26 protein-coding genes are annotated in these 23065 nt (G+C 68.6%); 15 read left to right on the plus strand and 11 right to left on the minus strand.

The window, feature by feature from the left end; all coding sequences use genetic code 11:
• The first annotated feature begins 11 nt into the window (after nt 1–11).
• The 6 genes from AC1KAR_RS14045 to AC1KAR_RS14070 all read left to right on the plus strand — a co-directional run bounded on the left by AC1KAR_RS14045 (nt 12) and on the right by AC1KAR_RS14070 (nt 6107).
• Nucleotides 12–776: an efflux RND transporter periplasmic adaptor subunit gene (locus AC1KAR_RS14045; protein ID WP_480318691.1), complete on the plus strand. Its 765-nt coding sequence runs from the start codon at nt 12–14 to the stop codon at nt 774–776.
• Nucleotides 773–2116, plus strand: a complete 1344-nt coding sequence (locus AC1KAR_RS14050) for an efflux RND transporter periplasmic adaptor subunit (protein WP_480318694.1) — start codon at nt 773–775, stop codon at nt 2114–2116. The genes AC1KAR_RS14045 and AC1KAR_RS14050 overlap by 4 nt, the downstream gene beginning before the upstream one ends.
• Complete coding sequence (locus AC1KAR_RS14055) at nt 2113–4218, plus strand: site-2 protease family protein (protein WP_480318696.1); 2106 nt, start codon at nt 2113–2115, stop codon at nt 4216–4218. The genes AC1KAR_RS14050 and AC1KAR_RS14055 overlap by 4 nt, the downstream gene beginning before the upstream one ends.
• A 151-nt stretch (nt 4219–4369) precedes the next feature.
• Nucleotides 4370–4690, plus strand: coding sequence for a hypothetical protein (locus AC1KAR_RS14060; RefSeq protein WP_480318698.1), 321 nt, complete (start codon nt 4370–4372; stop codon nt 4688–4690).
• A gap of 69 nt (nt 4691–4759) precedes the next feature.
• Nucleotides 4760–4933 (plus strand): DUF1328 domain-containing protein, encoded by a 174-nt coding sequence (locus AC1KAR_RS14065; RefSeq protein WP_480318700.1) that lies wholly within the window; start codon nt 4760–4762, stop codon nt 4931–4933.
• A 187-nt stretch (nt 4934–5120) separates the two neighbouring features.
• Entirely contained in the window at nt 5121–6107 is a 987-nt protein-coding gene (locus tag AC1KAR_RS14070; protein ID WP_480318702.1) for a trypsin-like serine peptidase, read from the plus strand.
• A 12-nt stretch (nt 6108–6119) separates the two neighbouring features.
• On the opposite strand, the gene AC1KAR_RS14075 is transcribed toward AC1KAR_RS14070, so the two are convergent.
• The 3 genes from AC1KAR_RS14075 to infA form a co-directional block, all read right to left on the minus strand.
• On the minus strand, nt 6120–6344 hold the full coding sequence (locus AC1KAR_RS14075) for a hypothetical protein (RefSeq protein ID WP_480318704.1): 225 nt from the start codon (nt 6342–6344) through the stop codon (nt 6120–6122).
• A gap of 34 nt (nt 6345–6378) precedes the next feature.
• Nucleotides 6379–6588, minus strand: coding sequence for a transcription antiterminator/RNA stability regulator CspE (gene cspE, locus AC1KAR_RS14080; RefSeq protein WP_480318706.1), 210 nt, complete (start codon nt 6586–6588; stop codon nt 6379–6381).
• A gap of 108 nt (nt 6589–6696) precedes the next feature.
• On the minus strand, nt 6697–6975 hold the full coding sequence (gene infA / locus AC1KAR_RS14085) for a translation initiation factor IF-1 (RefSeq protein ID WP_480318708.1): 279 nt from the start codon (nt 6973–6975) through the stop codon (nt 6697–6699).
• A 392-nt stretch (nt 6976–7367) separates the two neighbouring features.
• On the opposite strand from infA, the gene AC1KAR_RS14090 reads away from it, so the two are divergent.
• Nucleotides 7368–7757 carry a DUF1801 domain-containing protein gene (locus AC1KAR_RS14090; RefSeq protein ID WP_480318710.1) on the plus strand — a complete coding sequence of 130 codons (390 nt, stop codon included), beginning with the start codon at nt 7368–7370 and terminating at the stop codon, nt 7755–7757.
• A gap of 6 nt (nt 7758–7763) precedes the next feature.
• Here the strand turns inward: AC1KAR_RS14090 and AC1KAR_RS14095 are convergent, their stop codons facing one another.
• Nucleotides 7764–8897 (minus strand): ABC transporter substrate-binding protein, encoded by a 1134-nt coding sequence (locus tag AC1KAR_RS14095; RefSeq protein ID WP_480318712.1) that lies wholly within the window; start codon nt 8895–8897, stop codon nt 7764–7766.
• Nucleotides 8898–9015: 118 nt separating this feature from the next.
• Between AC1KAR_RS14095 and AC1KAR_RS14100 the strand changes: the two genes are divergently transcribed.
• From AC1KAR_RS14100 to katG, 3 genes are all read left to right on the plus strand, one after another.
• The gene (locus AC1KAR_RS14100) at nt 9016–9936 is read left to right on the plus strand and encodes a LysR family transcriptional regulator (protein ID WP_480318714.1); all 921 of its coding nucleotides are present in this window, start codon (nt 9016–9018) and stop codon (nt 9934–9936) included.
• Entirely contained in the window at nt 9933–10445 is a 513-nt protein-coding gene (locus AC1KAR_RS14105; RefSeq protein WP_480318716.1) for a PAN domain-containing protein, read from the plus strand. Before AC1KAR_RS14100 ends, AC1KAR_RS14105 begins: the two co-directional genes overlap by 4 nt.
• Nucleotides 10446–10631: 186 nt before the next feature.
• Complete coding sequence (katG, locus tag AC1KAR_RS14110; protein ID WP_480318718.1) at nt 10632–12779, plus strand: catalase/peroxidase HPI; 2148 nt, start codon at nt 10632–10634, stop codon at nt 12777–12779.
• A 70-nt stretch (nt 12780–12849) separates the two neighbouring features.
• Here katG and AC1KAR_RS14115 read toward each other — a convergent pair whose 3' ends face one another.
• Entirely contained in the window at nt 12850–13350 is a 501-nt protein-coding gene (locus tag AC1KAR_RS14115) for a CinA family protein (RefSeq protein ID WP_480318720.1), read from the minus strand.
• Between the two features lie 76 nt (nt 13351–13426).
• Here AC1KAR_RS14115 and AC1KAR_RS14120 point away from each other — a divergent pair, with 76 nt between their 5' ends.
• The 4 genes from AC1KAR_RS14120 to AC1KAR_RS14135 all read left to right on the plus strand — a co-directional run bounded on the left by AC1KAR_RS14120 (nt 13427) and on the right by AC1KAR_RS14135 (nt 16957).
• Nucleotides 13427–14104: an NUDIX hydrolase gene (locus tag AC1KAR_RS14120; protein ID WP_480318721.1), complete on the plus strand. Its 678-nt coding sequence runs from the start codon at nt 13427–13429 to the stop codon at nt 14102–14104.
• A 310-nt stretch (nt 14105–14414) separates the two neighbouring features.
• Nucleotides 14415–15605 carry an SGNH/GDSL hydrolase family protein gene (locus AC1KAR_RS14125; protein ID WP_480318723.1) on the plus strand — a complete coding sequence of 397 codons (1191 nt, stop codon included), beginning with the start codon at nt 14415–14417 and terminating at the stop codon, nt 15603–15605.
• A 26-nt stretch (nt 15606–15631) separates the two neighbouring features.
• Entirely contained in the window at nt 15632–16270 is a 639-nt protein-coding gene (locus tag AC1KAR_RS14130) for an OmpW/AlkL family protein (protein WP_480318725.1), read from the plus strand.
• Nucleotides 16271–16387: 117 nt separating this feature from the next.
• Nucleotides 16388–16957, plus strand: coding sequence for a hypothetical protein (locus AC1KAR_RS14135; protein WP_480318727.1), 570 nt, complete (start codon nt 16388–16390; stop codon nt 16955–16957).
• 29 nt (nt 16958–16986) lie between these two features.
• Here AC1KAR_RS14135 and AC1KAR_RS14140 read toward each other — a convergent pair whose 3' ends face one another.
• The gene (locus AC1KAR_RS14140) at nt 16987–18069 is read right to left on the minus strand and encodes an MBL fold metallo-hydrolase (protein ID WP_480318729.1); all 1083 of its coding nucleotides are present in this window, start codon (nt 18067–18069) and stop codon (nt 16987–16989) included.
• A gap of 38 nt (nt 18070–18107) precedes the next feature.
• Between AC1KAR_RS14140 and AC1KAR_RS14145 the strand changes: the two genes are divergently transcribed.
• A complete protein-coding gene (locus AC1KAR_RS14145; RefSeq protein WP_480318731.1) occupies nt 18108–18590 on the plus strand; it encodes an SET domain-containing protein in 483 nt (160 codons plus the stop codon).
• A gap of 27 nt (nt 18591–18617) precedes the next feature.
• Here the strand turns inward: AC1KAR_RS14145 and AC1KAR_RS14150 are convergent, their stop codons facing one another.
• The 5 genes from AC1KAR_RS14150 to AC1KAR_RS14170 all read right to left on the minus strand — a co-directional run bounded on the left by AC1KAR_RS14150 (nt 18618) and on the right by AC1KAR_RS14170 (nt 23056).
• The gene (locus AC1KAR_RS14150; protein WP_480318733.1) at nt 18618–19124 is read right to left on the minus strand and encodes a DUF1801 domain-containing protein; all 507 of its coding nucleotides are present in this window, start codon (nt 19122–19124) and stop codon (nt 18618–18620) included.
• 81 nt (nt 19125–19205) lie between these two features.
• Nucleotides 19206–20288, minus strand: a complete 1083-nt coding sequence (locus tag AC1KAR_RS14155; RefSeq protein WP_480318735.1) for a LacI family DNA-binding transcriptional regulator — start codon at nt 20286–20288, stop codon at nt 19206–19208.
• Nucleotides 20285–21277: a 2-hydroxyacid dehydrogenase gene (locus AC1KAR_RS14160; protein WP_480318737.1), complete on the minus strand. Its 993-nt coding sequence runs from the start codon at nt 21275–21277 to the stop codon at nt 20285–20287. Before AC1KAR_RS14160 ends, AC1KAR_RS14155 begins: the two co-directional genes overlap by 4 nt.
• Entirely contained in the window at nt 21274–22224 is a 951-nt protein-coding gene (locus AC1KAR_RS14165) for a sugar kinase (RefSeq protein WP_480318739.1), read from the minus strand. Before AC1KAR_RS14165 ends, AC1KAR_RS14160 begins: the two co-directional genes overlap by 4 nt.
• 52 nt (nt 22225–22276) lie before the next feature.
• Nucleotides 22277–23056, minus strand: a complete 780-nt coding sequence (locus AC1KAR_RS14170; protein WP_480318741.1) for an amino acid ABC transporter ATP-binding protein — start codon at nt 23054–23056, stop codon at nt 22277–22279.
• Nucleotides 23057–23065 lie beyond the last annotated feature (9 nt).

Here is a 23065-nt window from a genome sequence, read left to right on the forward strand (position 1 = left end):
CCCAGCGCGGCTTGACCGCGGTCATCATCGCCATGCTCCTGAGCGGTGTCGCGATAGCGCAGACCAAAGCCGTCACGCCCGCAACGCCATCACCTCGCGCCGTGGCCGACGACGCGAGCGACATCCGCGTGCTGCTGGCGGCCGATCTTGAAACCACCTTGTCCAGCCAGATGAACGGCACGCTGAGCGACCTGCGCGCGGCGCTCGGCCAGCGCGTCGCGCGTTCGGCACTGCTCGTGCGCATGGCCTGCGAAGAACCCGCAGCCCGCGCCAAGGTGGCCGAGGCCGAGCTGGCGATGGCCAAGCAGAACCTCGAAGCCAAGCGCGCCATGGGCAAGCTCAATGCGGCCGGCGATCTGGAGATCGCGGTCGCCGCCACCGAAGTCGCCAAAGCGACCGGCGCGAACACGCTCGCGCAGACGCAGGTCAGCTACTGCCAGGTGAACGCGCCGTTCAAGGGGCGCGTGGCCAAGGTGCACGTCAAGCCCTTCCAGACGGTGAGCGTGGGCACGCCGCTGCTCGATCTGGTGAGCGACGGCGCGCTGAAGGTGCGGCTCAACGTGCCCTCGTCGATGCTCGCCCGCCTGCAAGTGGGCGTACCGCTCGAGGTGCGCATTCACGAAACCGGCAAGACCTACCCCGCCAAAGTGAGCGCCATCAGCTCGCGCGTCGATGCGGTGGCGCAGACGGTGGAGCTGGAGGCGCGGCTCAACGCCGAGCATGCCGAGCTGATGGCCGGCATGAGCGGCACGGCCCGCTTCCCCGACTCGCGATGAACGATCGCGTGCCCGACAGCGCGCCCTTGCTGCAAGGCTTGGCGCAGCTGCGTGACCGCGCGCTCGAGGCCGACACGCTGAATGCGCTGGCCTTCTCGATCGCCAACGACCTGTACCCCTTGCTCAACTACCGCCAGGCGGTGGTGATGGCGCAGCACGGCGAGGCGAACTTCGAGCTGCTGTGCATCTCGGGCCTGGCGCGGCCGGAAGAAGACTCGCCCTACCTCGTGTGGCAGCAGCGCGCGGTGCGCTGGCTCGCGCAGCAGTTGCCCGGCGCGCAACCGGCCTGGCTTGCGCTGACATCGCTGCAGCCTCCGCCCGACATCGCCGAAGGCTGGGCCGAGTGGTGGCCGGCCGGGGTGTGGTGCGTGCCCTTTCATGCGCGCGGCGGCGAGCGCCTCGGCCTCGGCCTCTACCTGCTCGACACCCCGCCCGCGCCGCACTGGCCCGCGCTGCTCGACGGCGTCTTCAAGACCTGGGCCTATTGCTGGGAGAGCCTCACCCAGCGCACGCGCAGCCGCTGGCGCATCGGCAAGCGGGCGCTGTGGGGCACGCTCGCGGCAGCCATCGCCGTGCTGCTGATCCCGGTGCGCCAGACCGCGCTCGCACCGGCCGAGATCGTCTCGCGGCAGGCGCAGGTCATCAGCTCGCCGATCAACGGCGTGATCCGGCAGATCCACGTGCGGCCCAACCAGCCGGTGCAGGCCGGCGAGCTGCTGTTCTCGCTCGACGACACCACGCTGCGCAGCCGCGCCGAGGTGCTGAACAAGCAGGTGGTGGTGGCCGATGCCGAGCTGATGGCCGCATCGCAACGCGCCTTCGACAGCTCGCAGAGCAAGAGCGAGATCGCTCTGCTCAGCGCGCGCGTGCAGCAGCGCCGCGCCGAGCTGCAAGAGGTGCAGGCGCAGCTCGAGCGCACGCAGGTCCACGCGCCCGGCCCGGGCGTGGCGGTGTACGGCGATCCGAACGACTGGATCGGCAAGCCCGTCTCCACCGGCGAGCGCATTCTTCATGTGGCCGACCCGGCCCAGCCCGCCATGCGCGTGCAGTTGCCGGTGGCCGATGCGATCGCGCTGGAGCCCGGCGCCAAGGTCACGCTCTTCCTCAGCGCCTACCCCCTGCAGCCGCTCGAAGGCCAGGTGCTCGAAACCAGCTACCAGGCCCGCACCGGCGACGACGGCGTGGCCTCGTACCGCCTGCTCGCGAGCATCGACGGCAAGCCCGACACCGCCCGCCTCGGCCTGCACGGCACCGCCAAGCTGTATGGCGAACGCGTGCTGCTCGGCTACTACCTGCTGCGCCGTCCGCTGGCCACGCTGCGCGCCTGGAGCGGCTGGTGATCGCACTCGACGGCAGCGCCGAGCGGCCGACCGCGGCCCTGCGCGAAGACCTGCGACTCACGCCCACCGCCGCAGGCGCCAACGGCGAGCCGGCCTGGGTGATCCAGGACGCGGTCGTCAACCGCTTCTACCGCATCGGCTGGTTCGAGTTCGAGTGCCTGCTGCGCTGGGGCCAGTCGCCACGAAAGATCTGCGCGCAGATCGCCGACGAGACCGCGCTCAAGCCCGATGTCGATCAGGTGCTCGGCTTCAGCCAGTTCCTGCGGCAGCACCACCTCGTCCACCCCGACGCCGAAAGCCTCGCGCAACTGCGCCAGCGCAGCGAAGGCGGCCGCTGGACGAAGTGGCGCTGGTGGCTGCACCACTACCTGTTCTTCCGCATCCCGCTGCTGCGGCCGCAGAACTTCCTGCGCAGCCTCGCGGCCATGCTCTCGTGGTTGTTCACCCCCTGGACCGCCGCCGCCGTGATCGGGCTCAGTGCGCTCGGCGTGATGCTGGTGCTGCGTCAATGGGACCACTTCAGCACCGCGGTGGTCGAGTCGTTCAGCGCAGAAGGGCTGGTGAGCTTTGCGCTGGCGCTGATCGTCGCCAAGACGCTGCACGAACTGGGGCACGCCATCGTCGCCACCCGACTCGGCCTGCGCGTGGGCCACATGGGCGTGGCGTTCGTCGTGCTGTGGCCCATGCTCTACACCGACACCGGCGAGAGCTGGAAGCTGCGCAGCTCGAAACAGCGGCTGGCCATCGCATCGGCCGGCATCCTCACCGAACTCGCCATCGCCGGCCTCGCCACGCTCGGCTGGGCGCTGATGGACGACGGCCCGGTGCGCAGCGCCCTGCTCTACCTCGCGACCACGAGCTGGGTGCTGTCGGTCGCTTTGAACGCCAGCCCCTTCATGCGCTTCGACGGCTACTTCATCCTGTCGGACCTGCTCGACTTCCCCAACCTGCACGAGCGAGCCTCGGCACTGGCGCGCGTGGCCATGCGCCGCACCCTGCTCGGCCTGCCCGAACCCTGGCCCGAGGCGCAACCGGTGCCGCGGCGACGCGCCCTGGTCACCTTCGCATTCATCACCTGGATCTACCGCGCACTGCTGTTCGCAGGCATCGCAGTGGCGGTGTACCTGATGTTCTTCAAGGTGCTGGGCATCTTTCTGTTCGCGGTCGAGATCGCGTGGTTCCTCGTGATGCCTGTGTGGCGTGAAGCCAAGCACTGGTGGTCGGCGCGCCAGCAGGTGCCGGCACGCCACCGCCGCATGCTCTGGCTGATGCTCGGCGGCGTGGTGCTGTTGCTGGCCGTGCCGTGGCGCACGCAAGTCAGCGCGGTCGGCCTCGCACGTGCGGAGCAGCAGGCCAAGGTCTTCGCACCTTTCCCCTCGCTGTTGACCGAACTGCGCGAAGGCGGCCGCGTGCAGGCCGGCGACACGCTCGCCGTGCTTGCCGAGCCCGACATCACCGCGCGCATGCATGGCAGCCAGGCCGGGCTACGCGGCTACGAAGCGCGCCTCGCCGGCCTGATGGCCGACCCGACCGGCCTTGCCGAACAGGCCGCGCTTCGCGAGCGCCTGATCGTGCAGGTGCAGGAAGTGCGCGCCGCACGCGCCGAGATGGCGCGCCTCACGCTGAAGGCGCCGTTCGCCGGCGTGTGGCGCGATGTCGACCCCGAATGGCGTGCCGGCCAATGGGTGGGCACGCAAGAGCACCTGGGCGTGCTGGTCGACCCGAGCCGCTGGCAGGTCGACGCGTACGTGAAGCCCGACGACGTGCACCGCCTCGCGGTGGGCAACAAGGTGCGCTTCTATCCCGAGGGGCTGCCGCAGGCGCTCACCGGCAGCGTGCGCGTGATCGCCAGTGCGCGCGTCAACCAGCTGGAGCATCCGGCGCTCGCGCAACGTTTTGGCGGCCCGCTGGCCACGGCCGCCCACGCGCAGGCGCTCACGCCCACGCCGGCGGTCTTCCACGTGCTGGTGCAACTCGATGCACCGCCCCCCGGTCTGCACGAAACCCGCGGCCGCCTGCAGATCGATGGCAGCCGGCGCAGCCTGCTCGGCGAGGGCATCACCTGGCTGGCCGCCGTGCTGTTGCGCGAGAGCGGGTTCTGACCAGCCCTGGGCGCGCCGTGCTCGCGCCGCCCCGATCAGGGCAAAACCCGCCGAGAGTCAGGAAGAAGTACCGCTTTTCATTGCATCGGGCGCGTGCATCCCGCGCAAGATGGGGCCCAGTCTGCAAGGTAAGCAGATTCAGAGGTGCACCGTGTTCCGTGACCGCTCCCGACTTCAGAACCAGATCGTCTTCCTCGAAGCCGTCGACGACCACCACCTGCCGATGAACCCGCGCAAGTACCTGCACGCGGCGCGCTCGGTGCGCGACATCATCGAGCGCGAGCTCGGCGACTACGACATCAGCGAGTTCTCCTTCAATGGCGTGGTCGCCCTGCAGACCACGGCCGAGAACGTCTACTTCGACCACTACCGCCGTTTCGCCAACATCGACGGCAGCGGGCATGCGAACCGCGCGCAACGCGAGGCCGACAAGCTCATCGCAAGGCTGCAGTCACGCGCGCGCCGCGTCTGAGCGCCACTCGCCCGCGCAGCGCGCGGGTACGCCGCTTGCTGCTGAGCAGTCATCCAACAGGAGAACGCCATGCTCAAGTGGGCCATCATCTTCTTCATCGTTTCGGTCATCGCAGGCATCTTCGGGTTCACCGGCGTGGCCTCGGGCTCGCGAAAGATCGCCAAGGTGCTCTTCGTGATCGCGCTGGCCATCTTCCTGATCGTGCTCGTGTTCGGCGTGATGCTGGGCACGCTGGTGTTCTGATCGCAGCCCCCCAGGCGAAGGGGGGCGCCATCCGAGCAGCCCGCATGCCGATGGGTCCGCATGTACTATGGGCCGGCACTCAGAGTGAATCACGAGCAAGGCAGAGTAAAGAACGATCAGACCGACGGCACGGTTCTGCAACGACACAACCGCGGCAAGTCCGCGGTTTCATCCTTCTGGAGGCTCGATGAAGAACATGCAAGAGGCCACCGAGAAGATCTGCGAACTCAAGGGCAACCTGGTCGCACTCGAGGCGCTCGTGACGGCCATGATGAAGGTCATGTCACCCGACGCGCAGGAAGAACTGAAAGGCGTGTTCGAGCAGCACGCCGAAGTGGCGCGCACCGTGCTGCTGCACGTGCCGATCTCCGAGCACTCGATCACCGCGTTCGAGACCGATGTGGGGCGCACCGGCCGGCTGATCGACCGCACTGAAGCGGCCACGCACGCCGCCGCCTCGAGCAATGGGTGCGACCCGGTCTTGCTGACCGTGGCACGCGTGCTCACGTACAACGGCACGGCGCCGCTCACTGCTGCCACGGGCTTCTTCTTCGAGGCTGAGGGGCGGCTCTTTCTGGTGACCAGCCGGCATGTGTTCGTCGACCCGCCGAGTGGGCACCACCCCGATCGCATCGAGGTCGAGCTGCATACCGACGCCGGCAACCTCACGCAGATGGCGCAGCTCTCGCTGCCGCTGTACCGCGACGGAGTGGCCGCCTGGCGCGAGACCTACGACACCGCGGGGCTGGTCGATGTGGCCGCGATCGAGATCGACCCGGGCCTCATCCCGCCGCACTGCGCGCTGCAGGCATGGACACCCGCGCACATCGAAGCCACGCCGTCGAACGTGCCGGTGGGGTCGTCTTTGGTAGTGGTGGGGTTTCCGCTCGGCTTCCACGACACGCTGCACCATCTGCCGGTGATCCGGCAGGGGCAGGTTGCGTCATCCTTCGGCTTGCGCTTTCAGGGCCAGGGCTATTTCCTGACGGACGCGCGAACGCACAGGGGCACCAGTGGCGCGCCTGTGTTGAGGCACCAGCACGGGGGCTGGAAGCTCTTGGGGATTCACGCTGCGCGGCTCGACATGTCGGCCCGCAGCCCCGGCGACGATGAGTCGCTCGGTTTGAACTCGGCCTGGTACGCGGACGTACTGGCCAGGCTCACGACGCACTGACGGCGCCGTTGGTCAGGTCAAGCGGGCAGTGACCTGCTTGCACACGTTCTCGCCCACCTCCGTCAGGCGCAGGCTGCCGCCGTTCCACTCCAGCCAATTCAGGACGACATAGTGGTCGATGTCGCCCTCCGGCACCTCTGACGCTCGGCATCTGCGAAGCAGATCCACGGCAGCGAGCAGGGTGTCTCTCAGCGCCTCGCGGCGCGAATCGGTCAGCAGGGATTGCGGGTCAGCCATGGCGTGCGTTCTGGTAGCGAGCGCATGCGCCGAATCAGATCCCGCGGATGCGCGAGGCTTGCGGGCCCTTCTGGCCTTGGGTCACTTCGAATTGCACGCGCTGGTTTTCGATCAGCGTCTTGAAGCCGTCGCCCTGGATTTCCTTGAAGTGGGCAAAGAGGTCCTTGCCGCCGCTGTCGGGAGCGATGAAGCCGAAGCCCTTGCTCTCGTTGAACCATTTCACGGTTCCGGTTTCGATCGTCATGATGAGTTTCCTTGTGTTCGGGAGAGTAATGCACCAGCTGTTGCTGGTGCGTGCAAGCAGCGTCCGGACGTGGCCGCTGAATTCTTGTGTGGTCAATAGAGCCTTCGGTCAGCGCCGGCCGAAGCGCGGCGCGCCGGCACCGCCACCGGTGGGCGCAGGGCCCCGCCGTTCGAGATGCCGGAAAGTGATGCGACCCTTGCTCAGGTCATAGGGCGAGAGCTCGAGCGACACGCTGTCACCTGCCAGGATGCGGATGTGATGCTTGCGCATCTTGCCGCCGGTGTAGGCGATGAGCTGGTGCCCATTTTCGAGCGTCACGCGGAACCGCGAGTCCGGGAGGATCTCGTTGACGGTGCCGTTCATTTCAATCAGTTCTTCCTTTGCCATAGTGCCTTTGCAAGGGTTCGAAAAGTTGCACACGGAGCATGGCGCCGCAGTGCGTCGGGGTTGGATGTGGAGGGGGGCGTGGTGCCAGGCACGCCAGCGCGGATGAACTCGATCCCGCGGGTGGTGGGCAGGGGTAGATGCTGCCGACCAGAGCTGCCAGAGAGCCCGACATGCCGGATGAACCGTGCACTGGGGTCTGGCCAAGGAGAGAGATCAACTCAGATCTCAGCGCGGATCACGTGCTCTTGGGGGGAGCGTCGTGTCGCCGCGGCGAGCCCGAAGTGTAGTCGGTCCGGCCAAAGACCTTCCTGCCGGTGCAGGTTCTACATCGAACGCGGTCCGGCGCACTGCTGAGATGACGGCGCCGGGATCGGCTTGTAGAGTCAGGGCTGATGAAGATGGTCCTCACCTCGGCCACCACGCCCGACGCGTACCTTGCCTGCCTCGCCGGCTGGCAGCAGGCCTATGCCGCGGCGCTGCGCACCGCCGTGCGCGAAGCCATCCCCGCCGCGGAAGAGCGCCTCAAGTGGGGCCACATCGTCTACTTCTCGAACGGGCCGGTGCTGCTGATCCGTGCCGAGCCGACACGTGTGCTGTTCGGTTTCTGGCGCGGCCAGCGGCTGCGCGACATCGAGCCACGCCTCAAGCCGGGCGGCAAGTACGAGATGGCGACGCTGGAGCTGCGCGAAGGCACGCCGCTGGCGCGCGAGACGGTGACGCAGCTCGCCGCCCAGGCCGTTGCGCTCAACACGTCGGCAGGCGATCCCACGCGGCTTGTCTGAGCCACGTCAGCGCACGAAGGTGCCGTTGTCGCGCACGCGCACGAGTTCCACGTAGCCGGAGCCCGTGGCCCGGCCCCCGGTGAAGTCGAGCTCCATGCCCGCGACGCGCGTCTTCATCGCGCGCAGGGTGGCGTGCAGCCGGCTGCGCGTGAGATCCCGGCCGGTGCGGCTGAGCGCCTCGACCAGCGTGCGCCCGGTGAGGTAGCCCTCGAAGCTGTGGTAGCCCACCGGCACGCCAGCTCGCTCGGCGAGCTTGCGGTACTGGTTGGCGTCGGCACTCGCGGCATCCCACGGGTAGGGCGTGACCTGCGAGATCGCCAGGCCCATCGAGTGCCCGTTCAGCAGCTTGGCCGTGACCTCGCCCGACACGATGGACATGCCGTAGAACGAAGGCTTCACGCCCTTCTCGCTCATGCCCTTCATGACCGACGCTGCCGGCACGCCGCTCAGGTAGAGGATCACCGCCTGCGGCTCCAGCGCCGCCAGCGTGGCCGCGGCCTCGGCGGCCTGGCTGCCATCGGCGCCGACCCTGGCCGTACCCAAGAGCTTGATCCCGCGCTTCTCCAAGCCGTCGCTCATCTGCTGCGCCACCTCTTCGCCACCGGGCGTGGCGAGCACAGCCAGCGCGATGCGCGTGATGCCCAGCGTGGTGAGGTGGTTCACATGGCTCTCGGTCTCGCGGCGCTGCGTGGCGCGCGTGTAGTACACGAGGCCCGCACTTTCGTCGCGCACCGAGTCGGTCACCGCGCTGGCACCCACCAGCGGCATGCCGGATTCGCGCAGCACGGGCAGTGCGGCACGCGTGGGCGCCACGCCGATGCCAAGCACGCAGGCGAATACCTGGTGTTCGTTGGCCAGCGCCCGGTAGTTGGCGGTGGCGCGTTGCGGGTCCAGCCCGTCGTCGAGCGACTTCAGGCGGATCTGCCGCCCAGCCACGCCACCACGGGCATTGAGTTCGGAGAACACGAGCTGCGCTCCGGCGCGCACATTCGTCACCGCCGGGCCGAGCGGGCCCGACAGCACGGCCGACTGGCCCAGCAGGATTTCGCTGTCGCTCACACCGGCCTGCTCGGCCACGCGGGCCACGGCACTGCCGGCCCAGGCGGCACTGGCTGCGCCCAGGAAGGTTCGTCTTTGCATCACTGTCTCCGTTGATATCACCGGCTGACTGGCCTGCCGGTTCCTCAATATCGACAGCACCCGCGAACACGTCCAATGCATTGATGACAACGCCCCAATGCACACCTAGCATTGCGCGATGCTGGACCTCAAGCGCCTTACCCACCTCGTGACCCTCTGCGACGAGCGCCACTTCGCGCGGGCTGCGCAGCGCGTTCACCTGAGCCAACCGGCCTTCAGCCGCAGCATCCAGAGCATCGAGCGCGACGTGGGCATGCAGCTCTTCGACCGCGAGACCGGCGATGTCAAACCGACGCCTGCCGGCGCGTTCTTGATCGAACGCGCACGCAGGCTGCTGTCTGAAGCACGCAACATCAGCCGCGACACGGCGCTCTATCGCGAGAGCCAGCTCGGCGACACCGCCTTCGGTGCCGGCCCCTTCCCGGCGGCGACCCTCGTGCCGAGCGCCCTCGCACAACTGCGTGCGCGCCACCCCAACGCCGGCGTGCGGGTGGAGCTCAGCAATTGGCAGCAACTGCTCGAGCGCCTGCTCACGGAAGACATCGAGTTCTTCGTCGCCGACATTCGCTCCGTGCCACGCGACCCCCAGCTCGCGATCACCCCGCTGGGCCGGCAGTTCGGGCGCGTGTACGCGCGCAGCGGCCACCCGCTCGCCGGCCGGCGCTGCCAGCTGGCCGACGCGTGGCGCTTCGGTGTGGCCAGCATCAAGCTCCCGCTCGAGGTGCGCACGCAGCTCGCGCTGGCGCTCGGCCTGCCGTTGGGCGGCGACCCCGTGCTCGCGCTGGAGTGCGACGATGTCGCCTTGCTGCGCACCTTGGCCCTGGCCACCGACACCGTCTTCCTCGCCACCGATGCCGCCGTGCGCGACGCCGTGACAGCCGGCCAGCTCGCGCAGATCGAGATCGACGACCTGCCCGAGCTGTATGCCGACATGGGCCTGGTGCTGCTCGTCCATCGCACGCCTTCGCCGATGGCGCGCCACGCGATGGCCTGCATGCAGGCCGCGGCACGAGAGATCAACACCCCCACCAGCCCATGAACAGACATGCCCTGCACACCCTCGCGGCCCTCGCCCTTCTGGCATCGGCCACCCACGCGAACGAGATCGAGGCCGGGCCCATCCACACCGAGATCGATGCACGCACACGCTGCCCCGTCATCTGCGAAGCCGCCAGCGGCCTCAAGTGGGACGGCAAGTGGCGCGCGGTGTCAAACACCAGTGCGCTGTGCAGCTGCCTGCCACCGGTGAACACCGCGGCGCCACCGGTGACCCGCTACGAGCAGACCGACTTCCGTGGCGGCGACCTGCCCAATGGGCGTGCGCCGGCGTCCTCGTTCGCGCTGTGCGGCGACCAGTGCCTGGCCGACACGCGCTGCGTGGCCTACACCTGGTCTCCGGCCGACGGTGTGTGCAGCCGCAAGGACGGCAGCGCGGCGCGCATGCCAGGCCTGGGTACCTCGGGGTACCTCCCGGAGCGCGGCATCGCGCCGCCCGGCACGCCTGCGTCCGCACCGGCGCCCGCACCGGCGAAGAAGCGCGCGCGCTGACGCAGCGCGGTGCTGCTCGCCAGTGGTCTGGCTGAATGCGACGCCGGTGCACGACGTCGGCGCACCTTGGGTGTGTCCACGGGGCGATATCGAGTGCCTATCGGCCCCCTGAACTTTTTTGTCTGGACGCGCGCGGTGCAAGTTTCTACCCTCTGAGACCCAAACCACACCTCGAGGAGCCATCGCATGAGCACCGAAGCCAAGTGTCCGTTCCACCATGCCGCCGGCAGTGGCACGTCCAACAAGGATTGGTGGCCGAACCAGTTGCGCGTCGACCTGCTGAACCAGCACTCCGACCGCTCCGATCCGCTGGGAGGCGAGTTCAACTACGCCGAAGAGTTCAAGAAGCTCGACTACAAGGCGCTGAAGGGCGATCTGGTCCGGCTCATGACCGACAGCCAGGACTGGTGGCCGGCCGATTTCGGTCACTACGGCCCGCAGATGATCCGCATGGCCTGGCACAGCGCCGGCACCTACCGCACCACCGACGGCCGCGGCGGTGCGGGGCGCGGACAGCAGCGCTTCGCGCCGCTCAACTCGTGGCCCGACAACGTCAACATCGACAAGAGCCGCCGCCTGCTGTGGCCGATCAAGCAGAAGTACGGGCAGCAGATCTCGTGGGCTGACCTGTTCGTCCTGGCGGGCAACGTAGCGCTCGAGTCGATGGGCTTTCGCACCTTCGGCTTCGGTGCCGGCCGCGAGGACGTGTGGGAGCCCGACACGGACGTCAGCTGGGGCGCCGAAACCAAATGGCTGGACGACGACAAGCGCTTCGAAGGCGACCGCGTGCTCGTCAACAGCGTGGGCGCCACCCACATGGGCCTGATCTACGTCAACCCCGAAGGCCCGAACGCCAGCGGAGACTTCATGGCCGCGGCAAAGGACATCCGCGCCACCTTCAGCCGCATGGCCATGAACGACGAAGAAACCGTGGCGCTGATCGCCGGCGGCCACACCTTCGGCAAGGCGCACGGCGCCGCGCCCGAATCGCACAAGGGCGCCGAGCCCGAGGGCGGCACGATCGAGGAACAAGGCCTCGGCTGGACCAGCAACTTCGGCAGCGGCTCGGGCAAGGACACCGTCTCCAGCGGCCTCGAAGTCACGTGGACCAAGACGCCGGCGCTGTGGAGCAACAACTTCTTCGAGAACCTCTTCAAGTTCGAGTGGGAGATGGAGCTGAGCCCCGCCGGCCACAAGCAGTGGGTGGCCAAGGATGCGCCGGAGAACATCCCTGACGCGCACGTCCCCGGCAAGTTCCACAAGCCGAAGATGCTGACCACCGACCTCACGCTGCGCTTCGACCCCGAGTTCGGCAAGATCTCCAAGCGCTTTCTCGAAGACCCGCAGGCCTTTGCCGAAGCCTTCGCGCGCGCCTGGTTCAAGCTGACGCACCGCGACATGGGCCCGAAGGCGCGCTACCTCGGCCCCGAGGTGCCGAAGGAAGACCTCATCTGGCAAGACCCGCTGCCCGCGGCCACGCTGCAGCCGACACCCGCCGACATCGCCGATCTGAAGACGCGCATCGCGGCCTCGGGGCTGTCGGTCGGCGAGCTGGTTTCGGTGGCCTGGGCATCGGCCTCCACCTTCCGCGGCGGCGACAAGCGCGGCGGCGCCAACGGCGCGCGGCTGGCACTGACACCGCAGAAGAACTGGGGTGTCAACGAAGTGGCCGTGAAGGCGCTGCCCAAGCTGATCGAGATCCAGAAGGCCTCGGGCAAGGCCTCGCTGGCCGATGTGATCGTGCTGGCAGGCACGGTCGGCGTCGAGCAGGCAGCCAAGGCCGCTGGCGTGGCGGTCGAAGCGCCCTTCATGCCGGGGCGCGTAGACGTCACGCAGGAGCAGACCGACGTCGAATCCTTCGCGGCGATGGAACCCCTGGCCGACGGCTTTCGCAACTACAACCGCGGCAAGGTGCCCGCGAGCACCGAATCACTGCTGGTCGACAAGGCTCAGTTGCTCACACTCACGGGGCCGGAGATGACCGCGCTGGTGGGTGGCTTGCGCGTACTGGGCACCAACGCCGACGGCAGCAAGCACGGCGTGTTCACCGACAAGGTGGGCGTGCTGTCGAACGACTTCTTCGTGAACCTGCTCGACATGGCCACCGTGTGGAAGCCCACCGACGCCAGCAACGAGTTCTTCGAGGGCCGCGACCGCAAGAGCGGCACCGTGAAATACGCCGCCACGCGCGCCGACCTGATCTTCGGCTCCAACTCGATCCTGCGCGCCTATGCCGAGGTGTATGCGAGCACCGACGGCAAGGCCAAGTTCGTGAGGGACTTCGTCGCCGCCTGGACCAAGGTGATGAACCTCGATCGCTTCGACATCGCTTGAGGCAGTGCCGGCGCGCGGCCGGTACGACAAGGGGCGCGTTCATCGACCGCGCCCCTTTTTTCTATCGCGGCTATCTCACCGGCAACGAGTCGAGCGCTTCTTCGAGCAGGGTGAGCGCCGCGGCCGCAAAGGCAAGCATGTTCAGGGGCCGATCGCCATGCCCTGTGCGCAGCGTGCGCTCCAGGCTCACCGGCCCATCGACCGCCACGCAGGTGTGTCCGGCGGGGTCACCGTAGCGGTTGCCCTCGGGCCCGGCGGCTCCGGTCTCGGCCAATCCCCAGCTCGACTTGAACCGCGCGCGCTGGTGTCGCGCCAGCAGTTGCGCGAACGGCGGGCTCGACGAGCGCAGGCCGGCGGTGTCGTCGGCGGTGAGCACGGTCAGCAAGCGGAACGATCGGCGCGAATACACCACCGCACCGCCCAGGTAGTAGGCCGACGCGCCCGCACGCGAGAGCAGTGCCGCGGCGATCAGGCCACCGGCCGACGATTCGGCCAGCGCGATCGTCTCCTGGCGCGCGACGAGCTTGTCGCCCACGCGGGTGCCGAGTTCGAACAAGGGGGTGATGTCCATCGGGTGTCCAGTGGCTGTGCAGACAGCATCTACGCTTGGCGCGGCGTGATGCGGGCGCGAGAACTATATTCGCCGGATGAACCACAGCAGCCTGCCGCGTGACGAGTCGCTTCGCGCCTTGATCGAACGGCACCTGCATGCCTTCGCGTTGCAGAGCAGTGCGCCCGATCATGGTTTGCTGCACGCCGCAGTCGCCATCGCTGTCATCGATGAAGGCCCTGGCGCCGATCTGCCAGGCTTCGCGCGACACGCCAACTGGAGCACGCAGGCCGCCCTGCTGCTCACGCGGCGATCGGCCCGCCTGCGCAAGCACGCCGGCCAGTGGGCACTGCCCGGAGGCCGCATCGATCATGGCGAGACACCCGAGCAAGCCGCGCTGCGCGAGATGCACGAGGAGGTGCGGCTGCGCCTCGATGCCAGCGCCGTGCTCGGCCGGCTCGACGACTACGTGACTCGCTCCGGCTTTGTCATCACGCCGGTGGTGGTGTGGGCGGGCGCCGCACGCGAGATCGACCCCAACCCCGATGAAGTGGAAAGCATTCACCGCATCCCGGTGGCGGAGTTCCTGCGTGCCGACGCGCCATTGCTCGACCAGGCCGAACACAGCCCGCACGCCGTGCTGCGCATGCCGGTGGGCGACGACTGGATCGCCGCGCCCACTGCGGCGCTGCTGTATCAGTTCCGCGAGGTATGCATCGAGGGCCGCGCCACGCGCGTCGCGCATTTCGATCAGCCGCAGTTCGCATGGCGGTGATGTGCGTGTGTGATGTGCATGCGTGATGCGCATGTGAAGAGCCTCACGAATGGGCGGCTTCACATGCGGCCGAGTCGCGCGCAGGGAACTTGAATGCGCCCTCACACACCAACCACCGCTGCCCGACGGCTGCGCTGACGCGCAACTGAGCGCACCCTGAACCACCACTGAACCGGTCGCGTTTCTAGAGTGCGCTCTCCATCGCGCCGCGGGGTTTCCCGCTGCGCAGGGCTGGAAACGCCGACGTACAGTCCACCGCGCAAAAGCGAACGGTCGTTCGCTTTTGCGACTTATCACTCAAGGACCCTGCATGACTCTCATTCGTTCCTGGGCGCCTGCTGCCCTGGCTGCCGCTGTGTTCATGTCCGCCTGTGGCGGCGGCGATCCCGACGTGGCCGGTAGCGGCTCGCCCTCCGGCGCACCCACCACGCAAGGCAACTTCACGGCCGTGGTGTCGTTCGGCGACAGCCTGAGCGACGTCGGCACCTACGCCCCCGCCACGTCGCTCACCGGCAATGGCGCCGCGCCCTACATGGGCGGCAAGTTCACGACCAACAGCGCCACCGCCAAGGTGTGGGTCGAGAACGTGGCCTCTGCGCTCCACATCGGCCTCACGCCCGCGCAAGTGGGCTTCGGCACCACCTCGGTCGCCTGCCCGGCCGCTGCCGCATCGGCCGCCAACACCTGCACGGCCTATGGCCAAGGTGGCTCGCGCGTGACCGACCCCAACGGCATCGGCCACGCGACCGGCGCGCTCACCGTGCCGGTGAAGACGCAGATCGCCAACCACCTGGCGCGCTTCAACGCGTTCACCGCCAACGACCTGGTCTTCGTCTACGCCGGCAACAACGACGTCTTCACGCAGTTCGGCGCCTTCGCCGCCAAGGCCACGGAGATCAAGACGCAGGCAGCCAGCGGCGCGATCACGCAGGACCAGGCCTCGCTGCAACTCTTCAACGCGCAAAGCGAAGCGCAGGCCGCACTCAAGCAGGCCGCGCAAGAACTCACGAGCTACATCCGCAGCGAGATCCTCGCCAAGGGCGGCCGCTACGTCGCCGTGATGAACCTGCCCGACTCGGCGCAGACCCCCATGGGTGGCGCCCTGCCGGCAGACGCACGGGGCGTGCTGAGCGGTCTGGTCGACACCTTCAATCTGTGGCTGCGCGACGGCCTCACCGACCAGCCCGTGCTGTGGATCGACGCCAAGGCATCGACCCAGGCCGTGATCGCCAACCCCGCCGCCTTCGGCATGGTGAACACCACGATCCCGGCCTGCGACGCCACGCGCATCGCTGCGATCACGTCGAACCAGGTCACCGACGGCAGTTCGCTGTTCTGCAACGCCACCGCGGGCGCGCCCTACAACGGCCTGCGCACCACGCCGGCCGCCGACGTCAACACCTGGCTGTTCGCCGACAGCGTGCACCCCACCACCGGTGGCCACAAGCTGTTGAGCGACGCCGTGCTGGCCTCGCTGCGCAACGCCCACTGGATCCAGTGATCACGCCTTCAGGAGACTCTTCCATCATGTTTCGTCAGTTCATCGGGGCGGCCCTCGCCACCTGCGCCACGCTGTCCGCCCTGCCCGCCCAGGCCCAGCAGTCGGTCGTGAGCATCGGCGCGTCGCGCCTCGACATCCATTCGCAGACCACCGGCCTCACCGGCATCGGCATCCCCCCGGGCGCCGATCTCGAGGTGCAGGATGCGACCACGCTCTTCCTGTCGTACGAGTACCTGTTCACGCCCAACTGGGGCGTGCAGCTCGCCGGCGGCATCCCGCCAGAGCACGACACGAATGCCGCCGGCAGCATCGCCTTCATGGGCAAGCTGTCATCGGTCAAGCAGTTCGCGCCCACGCTGTTCGCCAATTACCACTTCGGTGACGCCACCTCCACGTGGCGCCCGTTCGTGGGCCTGGGCATCAACTACACGCGCTTCTACGACGCCAAGTCGGAGTACCACCAGGAGATCGAACTGAGCGACTCCTGGGGCATCGCCGGCCAAGTGGGCCTGGAGTACGCCGTGACGCCGCAGATCAGCCTCGTCGGCAGCGTCGCCGCGGCCAAGGTGAAGAGCGATATGGTGGCCACCGGCACCACGGTGCAGCAGACCACCATCGACTTCCGCCCGGTGGTGTACACGCTGGCAGTCAGCTACAAGTTCTGATCGACATACAGGCGCTTTGAGCACACGGGCCGGGATGATCTCCCGGCCCGTTGTCGTTGCGATCCACATCCGATCGCCCGACGCCTGCACGCGCCACCGAGCGTGTAGGCTGCGCGCATGAACAACACCGCTCCCTTCCACACCGTGTTTCGCGTGCCGTCTCGCATCGCGGCCGCGCTCGCGCTGGCCTGCGGCATCTGCACCGTCACCACCGCCGCACGCGCTGCGCCTGCTTCATCACCCGGCTTCGCCGGCCTGTGGGAAGACTGCAGCAGCGTGCCCGGCAGTTGCTTCGGCTACCGGCTGGAGCAGCAGGGCCGCCTCGTGTGCGGCTCGCTGACCGAAGCACCGGCTACCGGCAGCGCGCCCCTCAAGCACGGGCACATCCGCGGCGCGGTGCAGGGCAGCAGCCTCACGAACGTGTGGGTGTGCGGCGCCGAGTCCCGCAGCGCCTGCCCGACCATCGTCCATGCCAACCGGCGCGGCCTGCTGCGATGTGGCGACGGCATGTTCGAGACCGGCGGGCGCACCTACAGCTGCGAAGAATGGGCTGCGCTCAAGCTGCCCGCGCAATACAGCCGCGTGAGTGCCGAGGCGTTCGACAAGCGCTTCGGCCCGGCGCAGCCGTCGCTCTGCGCGGCACCCGTGGAGCGCGGGCCCGGGACACCCGAGCCGCCCAAGCCCTGACCCAACCGACGCCTGCCTGACCCGCGCCCTCAGCGCAGGCCCACCCACCAGCGCGTGTTGACGCGCGGCTGGCCCAGCGTCATCACCTCGCCGATCTCGGGCGTGGCGAGCTCGATGCCCTTCGCCGCGGCCAGCCCAGCCAGCCGGTCGAGCGGCTCGTGCCAGGTGTGGAAGGCCAGGTCGAAGGTGCTGTTGTGCACCGAGTACAGCACCTTGGCGCGCAGGTCGATGAAGGCCTGCACGCTTTCTTCGGGCGTCATGTGCACGGCGGGCCAGTAGGCGTCGTAGGCGCCGTTCTCGATCAGCGCGAGGTCGAAGCCACCGAACCGATCACCAGTCTGCTTGAAGCCGCCGAAGTAGCCTGAATCGCCGCTGTAGTAGATGCGCTGCGCGCCGCTTTCGATCACCCACGCGGCCCACAGTGTGCTGTTGCGGTCGGTGAGCGTGCGGCCCGAGAAGTGCTGCGATGGTGTGGCCGTGAGTTGCACGCCTGAGTGCGTGGCGGTCTGCCACCAATCGAACTCCTGCACGCGCTCGGGCGGCACACCCATGTCTACCAGGCGGGCCTTCACGCCCAGCGGCACGAAGTAGCGCTGCACCCGCTGCGCGAGGTACTCGATGGTGGGCACGTCGAGGTGGTCGTAGTGGTCGTGCGAGAGGATCAGGCCCTCGATCGGCGGCAGCTGCTGCAAGGCGAGCGGCGGTGCATGAAAGCGCTTCGGACCGGCAAAGCTGAACGGCGAGACACGCTCGCCGAACACCGGATCGATCAGCCAGAACTTGCCTCGCAACTTGAGCAGGTGCGACGAATGCCCGAGCCGCACGATGTGATTCGCCTGCGGGTCGAGCGCTTCGAGCTGCGCGGTGGTGAGTGGCCGCACGGGGATGGCATCGACCGGCACCGTGCCGACCTTGTTGCGGAACAGGAAGCGCGACCAGATCGCCCAGGTGCTCGCGCCGGGCGGCGTCTGCGCATTGGGCGGGTTGGCGAAGAGGCAAGCCTTGAACTGCGGTGAACTGGCATATGGCGCGGTGCAATCGCCACCGCCGGCACAACTGCCGAGCAGCAGGCACATGGCGGCAACGATGCCGTATCGAAGACCCGGTTTCATGGGGGCGAGTGTGCACGAGTGCCACGACAATCCGCACCATGCCTCGCCTCACGACCCTCACCCCGGCCACCAGTGCGCCGAGCGCCGCGCCTGAGCGCCCGCGAGGCACGCCCGCCGACCCGCAGAAGTACGCGCTGCGCGTCGGCCCGAGCGCCATCGACGGCCAGGGCGTTTTCGCTGCCGAGCCGATCCCGGCCCAACGCAAGATCGGCGAGGTGCGCGGCGAAGCGGTGAGCACGCAAGAGGCGCAGCGCCGCAGCCGTGGCCAGACGCGGATCATGATGGTCGCGGTGTCGGAGCGCCGGGCGGTCGATGCCTCGCAGTCGACCGACGCGCTGCGCTACATCAACCACGCCTGCCGCCCCAATGCCGTGCTGCGCCTGAACCAGGGCCGCGTGGAGTTCTATGCAATGCGCGACATCGCCCTGGGCGAAGAGATCACCGTGCGCTACGGTGAGACGCACCACCAGGGGCGGTTGCGATGCCGTTGCGGGGCCCCGGGCTGCGCAGGCCTGTTGTGACCGTCACGGTGCAGGCGCCATGGCAGCTCAGTCGCCAGTGCCTGCCGTGAACCCGTCCCACCCCGGGATTGCCGCAGCCTGCTGGAGCCACGCGACCAGCTGGGCGTCGTCACCCCAACCGGCCTCGGGGATGTCGAGATAGCGCACCTCGGGGCTCTTGGACGCACCCGGCGGCTGGGGCCGCAACTCGGTGCCGCGGAAGAAGGTCAGCTTGATGTATCGCGTGAAGCAGTGAAAGCTCACGAACCAACCCTGGCCTTCGATGCCGTAGAAGGGCGAGTTCCAGCGCACGGCCTTTCGAACGCCGGGCACGCTGCGCACGATGAGCAAGTCGAGCCGCTGCGCGAGATCGTGCTTCCAGCCAGCGGGGATGGCGGCGATGTAGGCCTGCACGGGTGCATCGCCATCGCCTTTGGCGACCTGCGGGTTGCCGCCCGCGAGCAGCTTGGGCGAGGCCGCCTTGGTGGGGGGCTTTGTGGGGGTCTTGGTGGGCGCTCGGCTGGGCCTCTTGGGGGTGGCCTTGGCAGCAGGCATCGCGTCTCCTGGTGCAAGCTATGGAGCGGATATCGTAGCGGCGGCCAGGGTGATGCGCTGCCATGCGACAGCGTCGCCCCGCTACTCCGCCGGCGTGCGCGCTGACGACCCGCGCACCACCAGCTCACCGGGCAGCAGCAGTTGCCGAGGCGCCCCTTGCAGGCCCTCCAGGCGCTCCAGCAGGCAGCGCGCCGCGGCACGGCCGATGGCTTCGGTGGGCTGCGCGACGGCGCTCAGGCCGGGGCCGATCAACGGGGCCCATTCGGCATCGTCGAAGCCGACGAAGCCGATGTCGGCGCCAAATCGCAAGCCCAATCGGGCCATGGCCGAGGCCACGCGCAGTGTGACGACCGCATTGCCGGCCAGCACGGCAGCGCGCCTGCCGCGCCCGGCTCGCTTGTGCAAGGCACGCAGGGCGGCCTCGAGGCCTTCGCTGTCGTCGGCGGCGCACTCGTACACCTCGCCCGCCAGGCGAGGCGCATGAGCCGCCACGCACTCCGCGAAAGCATCCTTGCGTTCGCGCCGTGAACTCACGCCCGCCACCGGCTCGGTGATGAAGAGGAGCTCGCGGTGATCGCCGTCGATGAGGTGACTGCAGGCGAGCTGCACGGCCGCGGCGTTGTCGAGCGACACAAAGTCGGCGTGCAGGCCGGCATGGCGGCGGTCGACCAGCACGGCGGGCTTGCCGTGCAGGGTGTCGGCGTCGGCCACGTTGCCGGTGTCTGGATCCGCCAGCAACCCGCCGCGGTCCAGCGTGTTGAGGATGAAGCCATCGACCTGGTAGCCGGCCAGCGCATCGAGCGCTTCACGCTCGCGCATGAGGTCGGCATCGCTGCCGAGGTTGAACAGCATCACCAGATAGCCGGCCTCCTGGCAGGCCTTCTCGGCACCCCGAAGCACCGCCACCGAATAGGGGTTGGTGATGTCGGCCACGATCAGGCCGATCAGGCGCGAGCGGCCATGGCTCAGCGCCTGGGCCATCGGGCTTGGCGTGTAGCCGAGTTCTGCCACGGCCGCCTCGACACGCGCGGCAATGTCGGGGCTGAGCAGGCGCTCGCGGTGGTTGAGGAAGCGCGACACCGTGGCCTTGGACACCCCCGCCGCCTTGGCCACGTCGGCAATGGTTGCGCGCGCCGGGCGCTGGGTGCGGGTGGGCGTACTCACGCGCTGGCGGTGTCGTAGACCGCGCCGGGGCGCTCGCCCGCAAGCGCCTGCAGCAGGTTGGTCGTGGCCAGTTCGGCCATGGCATGCCGGGTCTCGTGCGTGGCCGATCCGATGTGAGGCAAGGGCGTCACGCGCGGGTGGGTGCGCAGCGGCGAGTCGGCGGGCAGCGGCTCGGTCGCGAAGACGTCGAGGCCGGCCGCGCGCAGCGTGCCGTGGTCGAGCGCGTACAGCAGCGCGTCTTCTCGTACCGTGGCACCGCGGCCGCCGTTGATGAAGATGGCGCCGGGTTTCATGCCCGCGAACAGCCGCGCATCGACCAGGCCGCGGGTGCTGTCGGTGAGCGGCAGCATGGCCACCACGAAGTCGGAATGCGCGAGCACGCTCGCCAGCGGCATGTGCATGGCACACCCCTGCAGCTCGGGCGCCTGCGACGAGAGCTCGACCGGGCGGCGCGTGTGGTACAGCACCGGCATGCCGAAGCCGAGCGCGGCACGGCGCGCAATCGCCTGGCCGATGCGGCCGAAGCCGAGCAGGCCGAGCGTCTTGCCGTGGACGTCGACGCCGAACAGGTCGTCGCCGATGTTCTTCACCCAGCGCCCTTCGCGCACCAGGTTCGAGAGCTCGACCACGCGGCGGCTGGTGGCCATCAACAGCGCGAACACGGTGTCGGCCACGGTTTCGTCGAGCACGCCGGGGGTGTGGCACAGCGTGATGCCGCGCTCATCCAATGCGCCCAACGCGTAGTTGTCGACACCGACCGACACGCTGGAGATCACCTCGAGCCGCGGCGCGCGCTCCAGCAGGGCCGAGTCGACCGGGTAGCTCGATCCGATGAGGCCCTGCGCCTCGCGCAGGGCGGCCTCGAATGCGGCACGCTGCGCCGGCTGGCGCGGGTCGGCTACGGTCACCTCGTGCGCAGCCTCGAGCCGTGCCAGCTGATCGGCGGGCAGCTCGCGAAACACCAGCACTTTCTTGCGTATGGCGCTCACAGGGCAGCCTCCAGGAGTTGGGCACGGGTGGGCAGGCCTTCAGTGTCGCCGAGCACCTGCACGGCGCGTGCACCGATCCACGCGGCGCGGCGAACCGCCTGCGGCACCGACTGGCCTTCGAGCAGGGCACTGATGAGCCCGGCCGCAAAGCCATCGCCCGCGCCCACGGTGTCGACCACCTGCTCGACCGGGAAGCCCGCCACACGCCCGCAGCCGGCCGTGTCGCTGTCGTAGTAGGCGCCCTCGGCACCGAGCTTCACCGCCACGAGGCGCGCACCGCGCTGCCGGTAGAAACGCGCCACGCCTTCGGGCGTTTCTTCGCCAGTGAGAAAGCGCCCTTCCTCGATGCCGGGCAGCACCCAGTCGGCGCGAGCAGCGAGTTCATTGATCCAGTGACGCATCGTCTCGGGCGACTCCCACAGCGTGGGCCGCAGGTTGGGGTCGAACGAGATCGTGCGGCCGGCCTGGCGCATGAGCTCCATGCTCTTGCCGGCGGCCTGCAGGCTGGTGGCAGAGATGGCCGCGAACACGCCGGTGGCGTGCAGGTGGCGTGCGCTGCGCAGCCAGGCCGCGTCGACATCGCCTGGCCCCATCTGGCTCGCGGCCGAGCCTTTTCGGTGGTACTCGACCGGCGGGTCGCTGCCGTCGGTCACGCGGCCCTTGAACAGGAAGCCCGTCCGCTGCGCGGGATCGCAGACCACGTGAGAGCAATCGATGCCCTCAGACAGCATGGCCGCCAGCAGAGCGCGGCCCATCGAGTCGGTGCCCAGGCGGCTGGCCCAGCCCACGCGCAGGCCCAGTCGCGCGAGGCCGATGGCCACATTGGTCTCGGCGCCCGCGGTGCGCTTGTGAAAGGCCGTGGCCCCCTCGATCGGGCCGGGGCGGTCGGCCACCAGCATCAGCATGGCTTCGCCGAACAGGGCAACATCGAAGGCGGGTTCGGTCATGGCGGTCTGGGCAGGTTCGAGCGCACGGCCGGCCGCACGCCCTGCCTGCGGATCAATGCGCGTGGTGGGAGCTGAGGATCTGGCCCAGGAACTGGCGCGTCTTCTCGTGCGCGGGGCGTGCGAAGAACTCTTGCGGCGGCGCCTGCTCGACGATCTTGCCGTCGGCCATGAAGATCACGCGATCGGCCACGCTGCGCGCAAAGCCCATCTCGTGCGTCACGCACAGCATGGTCATGCCGTCTTCGGCGAGGCCAATCATGGTGTCGAGCACCTCCTTGACCATCTCCGGGTCGAGTGCCGAGGTAGGCTCGTCGAACAGCATGATCTTGGGCGCCATGCACAGCGCGCGCGCGATGGCCACGCGCTGCTGCTGGCCACCGGAGAGCTGGCTCGGGTACTTGTGAGCCTGCTCCGGGATGCGAACCCGCGTGAGGTACTTCATCGCCACCTCGGTGGCCTGCGCCTGGCTCATGCCGCGCGAACGCATCGGCGCCAAGGTGCAGTTCTGCAGGATCGTGAGGTGCGGGAACAGGTTGAACTGCTGGAACACCATGCCGACTTCGGCGCGCACCGCGTCGACGTTCTTGCCGCCCGCGGTGAGCTCGATGCCGTCGACCACGATGCGGCCCTGCTGCACCGTCTCCAGCCGGTTGATGCAACGGATCAGCGTCGACTTGCCCGAGCCCGATGGGCCGCAGATCACGATACGCTCGCCGGCGCGCACCGACAGGTCGATGTCGGTGAGCACCTGGAAGCTGCCGTACCACTTGTTCACCGCCTCCATGCGGATGATGGGTTCGGCACCTGCGGTGCTCGTGGCTACGTTGCTCATGGCTTGGTC

It is taken from the genome of Piscinibacter sp. PDB1-1, from assembly GCF_056675995.1.